General features: G+C 60.2%; 5 protein-coding genes and 1 pseudogene. 3 read left to right on the forward strand and 3 right to left on the reverse strand.

What is annotated here, in order from left to right; all coding sequences use genetic code 11:
- Nucleotides 1–140 (reverse strand): hypothetical protein (locus DBR24_RS32210; RefSeq protein WP_177490561.1); only part of this gene is annotated, 140 nt, incomplete at its 3' end.
- A 624-nt stretch (nucleotides 141–764) separates the two neighbouring features.
- Here DBR24_RS32210 and DBR24_RS14715 point away from each other — a divergent pair.
- The 3 genes and pseudogenes from DBR24_RS14715 to DBR24_RS14730 form a co-directional block, all read left to right on the forward strand.
- A complete protein-coding gene (locus tag DBR24_RS14715; protein WP_128615127.1) occupies nucleotides 765–2,249 on the forward strand; it encodes an NCS1 family nucleobase:cation symporter-1 in 1,485 nt (494 codons plus the stop codon).
- A gap of 155 nt (nucleotides 2,250–2,404) precedes the next feature.
- Nucleotides 2,405–3,688: a Zn-dependent hydrolase gene (locus DBR24_RS14725; protein WP_128615128.1), complete on the forward strand. Its 1,284-nt coding sequence runs from the start codon at nucleotides 2,405–2,407 to the stop codon at nucleotides 3,686–3,688.
- Nucleotides 3,689–3,907: 219 nt separating this feature from the next.
- Nucleotides 3,908–4,159 (forward strand): annotated as a pseudogene (locus DBR24_RS14730) (DHH family protein); the annotation flags it as partial.
- A gap of 62 nt (nucleotides 4,160–4,221) precedes the next feature.
- On the opposite strand, the gene DBR24_RS14735 reads toward DBR24_RS14730, so the two are convergent.
- The gene (locus DBR24_RS14735; RefSeq protein ID WP_128615129.1) at nucleotides 4,222–5,088 is read right to left on the reverse strand and encodes a CAP domain-containing protein; all 867 of its coding nucleotides are present in this window, start codon (nucleotides 5,086–5,088) and stop codon (nucleotides 4,222–4,224) included.
- 260 nt (nucleotides 5,089–5,348) lie between these two features.
- The gene (locus DBR24_RS14740; RefSeq protein WP_128615130.1) at nucleotides 5,349–6,119 is read right to left on the reverse strand and encodes an alpha/beta hydrolase; all 771 of its coding nucleotides are present in this window, start codon (nucleotides 6,117–6,119) and stop codon (nucleotides 5,349–5,351) included.
- Between the last annotated feature and the right edge of the window lie 173 nt (nucleotides 6,120–6,292).

Raw genomic sequence — 6,292 nt, forward strand, 5'->3', positions numbered from 1 at the left:
CTGCCATCGAGCACTTCGGCGTCGGCGGGAATATCAAGGTGTTCACCAATGGCTTTGATCACGCCGTCGGCGCAATAGACGTCGGCGCGATAACTTTCATCATGGGTAACAACGGTGGCGCCACGGATCAACAGAGACATTCCGAGTTCCTCGCAGGCATGACCGACTGGTATCGGTTCTATATGTTTTATTGATGTACAGCGATGAACGGCGTATTCCTGTCATGGCTGTCAGGAATAGAAACTAGTCGCAGTTTTGAAATTGATCAAGATTATTTTTTATAAGCTTATGAATGTTTTAAGTGTATGAAAAATAAAGATAAAAAACATAAATCACCAAAATGGTGAGGCTGTTCACCATTTTGACGCACTTGACAGGATGGAAATATGAGCAAGATTTCCTATGTGAAATCAGCCGCTTGAAGTTGAGCTGCGGTTGATCGCCCAGAATGAAAAAAATTGCAGTGCACCAGATTGAGTCCTGACAGTTCGAACAACTTGGCAAACGTTTAGCCTGAGCGTGCAGACAGGTTTTCACGGACTCTCTCGATAAATAATTAAAACCGAGCAATATCAGAAAGTTGCAATGTGTTTGAACCACGGCCCGATGCGTAAGCGGGGCACCCGGCACGTTTATTGATGCCGCCGCTGACACCGTGGCCGGTACACGAAAGTTGTCAGTTCCTCCGGCCATCGTCCGGCTCGCACCCTGGTGTGCAGCCGCCTGATGAGCAAAAAAATAATCAGAAGAACAGTGGAGCGGCCATGCAACAGAACAGATCGCAAGTGACCGAGCGCGACGGCTTGTTCGAACTCGAAGCCGGCAGCGACGTCCTCGACAGTCCCCGTTACAACCACGACATGGCACCGACCAAGGTGCGCGAACGAACCTGGAACAAATGGCACATCACCGCGCTGTGGGTCGGCATGTCGGTGTGCGTGCCGACCTACACCCTCGGCGGCGTGCTCACCGCGTATTTCGGCCTGAGCGTGGGCGAAGCGCTGATGGCGATTCTGCTGGCCAACGTCATTGTGCTGATCCCGCTCACGCTCAACGCTTTCCCGGGCACCAAGTACGGGATTCCATTCCCGGTGCTGCTGCGTTCCTCGTTCGGCGTGCTCGGCTCCAACGTGCCGTGCCTGATTCGCGCGCTGGTGGCGTGTGGCTGGTTCGGCATTCAAACGATGTTTGGCGGCCTGGCGATTCACCTGTTTCTCGGTTCGGTGTTCGAGGGTTGGAAATCCCTGGGCGGCACCGGCGAGGTGATCGGCTTCATGATCTTCTGGTCGCTGAACCTGTGGGTGGTGATTCGTGGCGCCGAGTCGATCAAATGGCTGGAAACCCTGTCCGCACCGTTGCTGGTGGCGGTCGGCATTGGCTTGCTGATGTGGGCGATGCCCAATGTGTCGATGACCGAGCTGCTGGCGATTCCACCGAAACGCCCGGAAGGCGCCAGTGTGGTCAGTTACTTCGCCGCCGGGCTGACCGCGATGGTGGGCTTCTGGGCCACGTTGTCGCTGAACATTCCTGACTTCAGCCGTTATGCCAAGAGCCAGAAGGACCAGATCCTCGGGCAGATTTTCGGCTTGCCACTGACCATGTTCCTGTTCGCCTCGCTGGGTGTGGTGATGACCGCCGCCTCGGTGAAACTGGTGGGTGTCACGGTGTCCGATCCGGTCAGTCTGATCGGCCACATTCAAAGCCCGGTGTGGGTCGCGGTGGCCATGGCGCTGATCATCATCGCCACGCTGTCGACCAACACCGCAGCGAACATTGTTTCGCCGACCAACGACTTCCAGAACATTGCGCCCAAGGTCATCAACCGCACCAAAGCAGTGTTGCTCACCGGGTTGGTCGGGCTGGCCTTGATGGCCCACGAACTGCTGAAAAAGCTGGGGCTGATCGTTTCCGACGTCAGCCTGGAGACCGTGTATTCCAACTGGCTGCTGGGCTATTCGAGCCTGCTCGGGCCGATCGCCGGGATCATGGTGGTGGACTATTTCCTGATCAAGAAACAGCAACTGGACCTGGCCGGGTTGTACCGCGACGACGTGTATCCGGCGTGGAACTGGGCCGGATTTACCGCGTTTGGCGTGCCGGTGCTGCTGACCCTGTTGTCGCTGGGCAGCGATGCGTTCAGTTGGTTCTACAGCTACGGCTGGTTCACCGGCTCGGCGCTGGGCGGGGTGATTTATTACGGGTTGTGTGTAATGCGGGCGCAGCCTTCGGTCATGAAAACAGCGGTGTAAGGGAAGGCCTCATCGCTGGCAAGCCAGCTCCCACAGGGATCGAGTCGTACACAAATTGTGGGCACACCCAAGAACCTGTGGGAGCTGGCTTGCCAGCGATGGCGGCCCAAAAAGCACCACAGAAATATCATAAGAAACTGCCTGAGGAGATCAACATGAACGCAGCCGTAGACGTTCTGCAATCCACCCATCAGCACATCAACCGCGACCGCCTCTGGGCCTCGCTCATGGAACTGGCCAAGCTCGGCGCCACGGTCAAGGGCGGGGTCTGTCGCCTGGCCCTGACCGACCTCGACCGCCAGGCCCGCGACCTCTTCGTGCAATGGTGCAAGGACGCCGGGTGCAGCGTCACGGTCGATCAGGTGGGCAACATCTTCGCCCGCCGTCCGGGGCGTAATCCCGATCTGCCGCCGGTGATGACCGGCAGCCACATCGACACTCAGCCCACCGGCGGCAAGTTCGACGGCTGCTTCGGCGTGCTCGCCGGCGTCGAAGTGTTGCGCACCCTCAATGACCTCGGCGTGGAAACCGAAGCGCCGCTGGAGGTGGTGGTCTGGACCAACGAAGAGGGCTCTCGTTTCGCCCCATGCATGATGGGCTCCGGAGTGTTTGCCGAAAAATTCACCCTCGAAGAAACCCTGGCCAAGGTCGATGCCGAGGGCGTCACCGTCGGCGAAGCGCTCAACGCCATCGGCTATGCCGGGCCGCGCAATGTCAGCGGGCACAAGGTCGGCGCGTATTTCGAGGCGCACATCGAGCAAGGCCCGATCCTTGAAGACCAACAGAAAACCATCGGTGTGGTGCTCGGCGCGCTCGGGCAGAAGTGGTTCGACCTCAAGCTGCGCGGCGTTGAAGCTCATGCCGGGCCGACGCCGATGCACCTGCGCAAGGACGCCCTGGTCGGTGCCTCGGTGATCGTCGGTGCGGTCAACCGCGCCGCCCTCGGCCATCAACCCCACGCCTGTGGCACCGTCGGTTGCCTGCAGGCCTATCCCGGCTCGCGCAACGTCATCCCCGGCGAAGTGCGCATGACCCTAGATTTTCGTCATCTGGAGCCGGCACGCCTGGATTCGATGATCGCCGAGGTGAAACACGTCATCGACGCCACCTGCGAAGAGCACGGGCTGACCTATGAACTGACCCCGACCGCCGATTTCCCGCCGCTGTACTTCGAGAAGGGCTGTGTGGCGGCGGTGCGCGGCGCGGCGAAAGGGCTGGGTCTGTCGCACATGGACATCGTCAGTGGCGCCGGGCATGACGCGATTTTTCTCGCCGAACTCGGCCCGGCCGGGATGATTTTTGTGCCGTGCGAAGGCGGCATCAGCCACAACGAAATCGAAAACGCCGCGCCGGATGATCTGGCGGCGGGGTGTGCGGTATTGCTGCGGGCGATGCTGGCGGCTTCGGCGATGGTGGCGGGCGGTCAACGCGCAGCGTGAGCGCGCATTAAAAACGGGATAACCACTCAACAGCGGTTATCCCGTTGTCATTGTTCAGACGTCGAAATCTCTTCGTCTTGTCATGTTTCGGTCATCAGAGTGTGCAATTTTGCCCCTGCCTGAAACATGGGGTACCGGGTTCGGAGTGGGGTAACAGGAAAAACCACCCGTCCAATACCATTACGCAATTGGGCTACCCGGCGGATTTCCATCGCAGAAGAGGTGGAAGTCATCGACCATCATCCCGGTTACGAGCAGTACTGAGCGCAGAGACTCGGCTCTGCCGCCGATATCCAGCCGATCGGTGCTGCCGTCACACAGGTCTTTCAGCGTTGGGACAAGGCGGACTTGTTGCTGAAGATCAGTCAGCAAAGCGCTGCGCTCCTGGCTACGGCGATACTCGACAACACCCTGAATTTCACCGGGCAAATGACCAGGGCGCAGGATGTGCAGGCGTATGCGGTGCTCGCGCGGCTGGTGAATTCTTCCATGCTACGCAAGGAATTACTGAAACTGGGACTGTGCGCTGGCCATCAAGGCGCGCCAAACACCATCGTCCAGTAAACCCCTTCATCGCTGCGCGCCTCACTGGCGAAGCCGGCGCCGACCTGGGTGAACATCGGGTTCATCAGGTTGGCGCAATGCCCGGGGCTGGCCAGCCATCCGGCCATCGCCTTGCCCGGTGAGCTCTGCCCGGCGGCAATATTTTCGCCGATTTGCCGGCCACGGTAGCCCGCTGCCCGGGCGCGGTCGGCGGGCAGGTCACCGTCCGGATCGCGGTGAGCGAAATAGTTGCCGTAGGCCATCGCTTTGCTGTGGCCCTGCGCGGCGGCGCCGAGCGCGGCATTCCAGCTTAAGGGGCGGGCAGCGGCGAACCGCTGACGGCCACACATTCTTGGACGCGCCCGGGCGGCGTTGACCTCGGCGAGCAACGCCTTGCCGACGCTGCGGTTATCGCCAACACGACTGTCGAGCACCGGCTGTGCCAGCACCACTTGCCATTCATTGCGCGAACGACTGACGCCGATGTCGGCGTAGCTCGCATCCAGCAACGCGGCGCAGTGGTCGTTCTGCAGCAGGTCGAAGGCTGCTTCGGCGTCCTCGGCACCGACCACGCGAATACTGCGCACCGCCACGGCGGAATACCCGGTCGACTTCAATGCTTCACGCATGCCACCGGCGTAGCGATAACCGATCGGCAAGGCCAGGTTCGACTTCAATGCCAAGGGCGCCAGGCGTTGTACGGGGCGGCGATCGCAGCGTTGCGGATGGGCACGGTAGTCATTGATGGCCGCCACCAGTTGCCGTTCCGCACCTGCATGGGCGGTTTCAGCGAACAGCGGCGAAAGGATCAGCAGGCACAGCGAAACGAAGCGAGACGAACGGACGGCGTGGCGCATGGGACAGACAGCTCTGAAAAAGGGGAACAGCGCTTGAGTGGGGTTCACCGCAGAACACGGCGCGCGTAGGACTGGGCTTTTCGGACTTGGTTCAAGGGGCGACAAAGGCTTTTTTTTCGAGGCGACGAAGCGTGGGTCAAGCAGATATTCAAGTGGCCTTGGATGGCCCTGTCGCGTGCAGGCTCACTCCTGCAGTTGAAATGCATTCCTCTGTAGCAGTGAGCCTGCTCGCGATGGAGCCATTGAAAGCCACACGACCCTCAGCGATTCAACACATCCCCCATCCACTGCAGATATTCCCGCCGCTCGGAAATCGAGTTATGCCCCGAATCCGGCACCACCTTCAACACCGCCACACCCTTGGGAAAGCTGCTCAGCAAGCGCTCGGTACTGGCCCGTGCAATCACCTCGTCATCACTTGCCGCGAGCAGCAACGTCGGCACACGGATATGCGCGGCGTACTTGCCCGACTCGAAGCGATCCCTGAGCAACCATTTCACCGGCAGCCACGGATAATGCTGTTCGGCGATTTCTTCAAGACTGTTATACGGCGTCACCAGAATCAGTTGCTGCACCGGGCGCTGACTGGCCAGGCGTACGGCAACGCCGGAACCGAGGCTGCGTCCGACCACGGCTATCTGTGGATGACTGGCGTACACCTGATCGAACAGTGCCAGGGCGTCCTTGGCAATCGCCTCCTCAGACGGCGAGCCGCCGCTGCCGCCGAAGCCCCGATAGTGCAGGAAATACAGCGCGTCATCCGGAAAGGCTTCGGCGAACCCCGGTAGATTGCGCGACACGTCCTCGGCATTGCCGCCGAAATAGATCACTGCTCGCGGTCCGGCACGTGCTCGCGTGGTCACCCAAACGTCCGCATCCGGCATCGACAGTTTCAGGCGAGCGTTCGCTGCTTCGACCGCAGCGGGCCGCGGGAAGTAGATCAACGAGCGCTGAAACACGAACAGCGCGGCGCACAGCGCCAGGTACAGGGCAACGATCAAGGCGACGAGTGACATCAGGCGTCGGGACATTCGGCTACTTTTAACGGGTGTGAGGGTTCGCTGTCGCAGTGTAGTCCAGCATGGCGAGCGGACAGCGTGCGCACACAACGTGCAACAGATCCAGGCAGCAGGGGAACCAGCATGAGCCACACTGAGGGTTACTCCCGTCGCCGTTTGCTCACACTGGCTGCCGGGGTTTCGGC

The sequence above is a fragment of the Pseudomonas sp. HMWF006 genome (assembly GCF_003061205.1).
Taxonomy (GTDB): Bacteria; Pseudomonadota; Gammaproteobacteria; order Pseudomonadales; family Pseudomonadaceae; genus Aquipseudomonas; species Aquipseudomonas monsensis.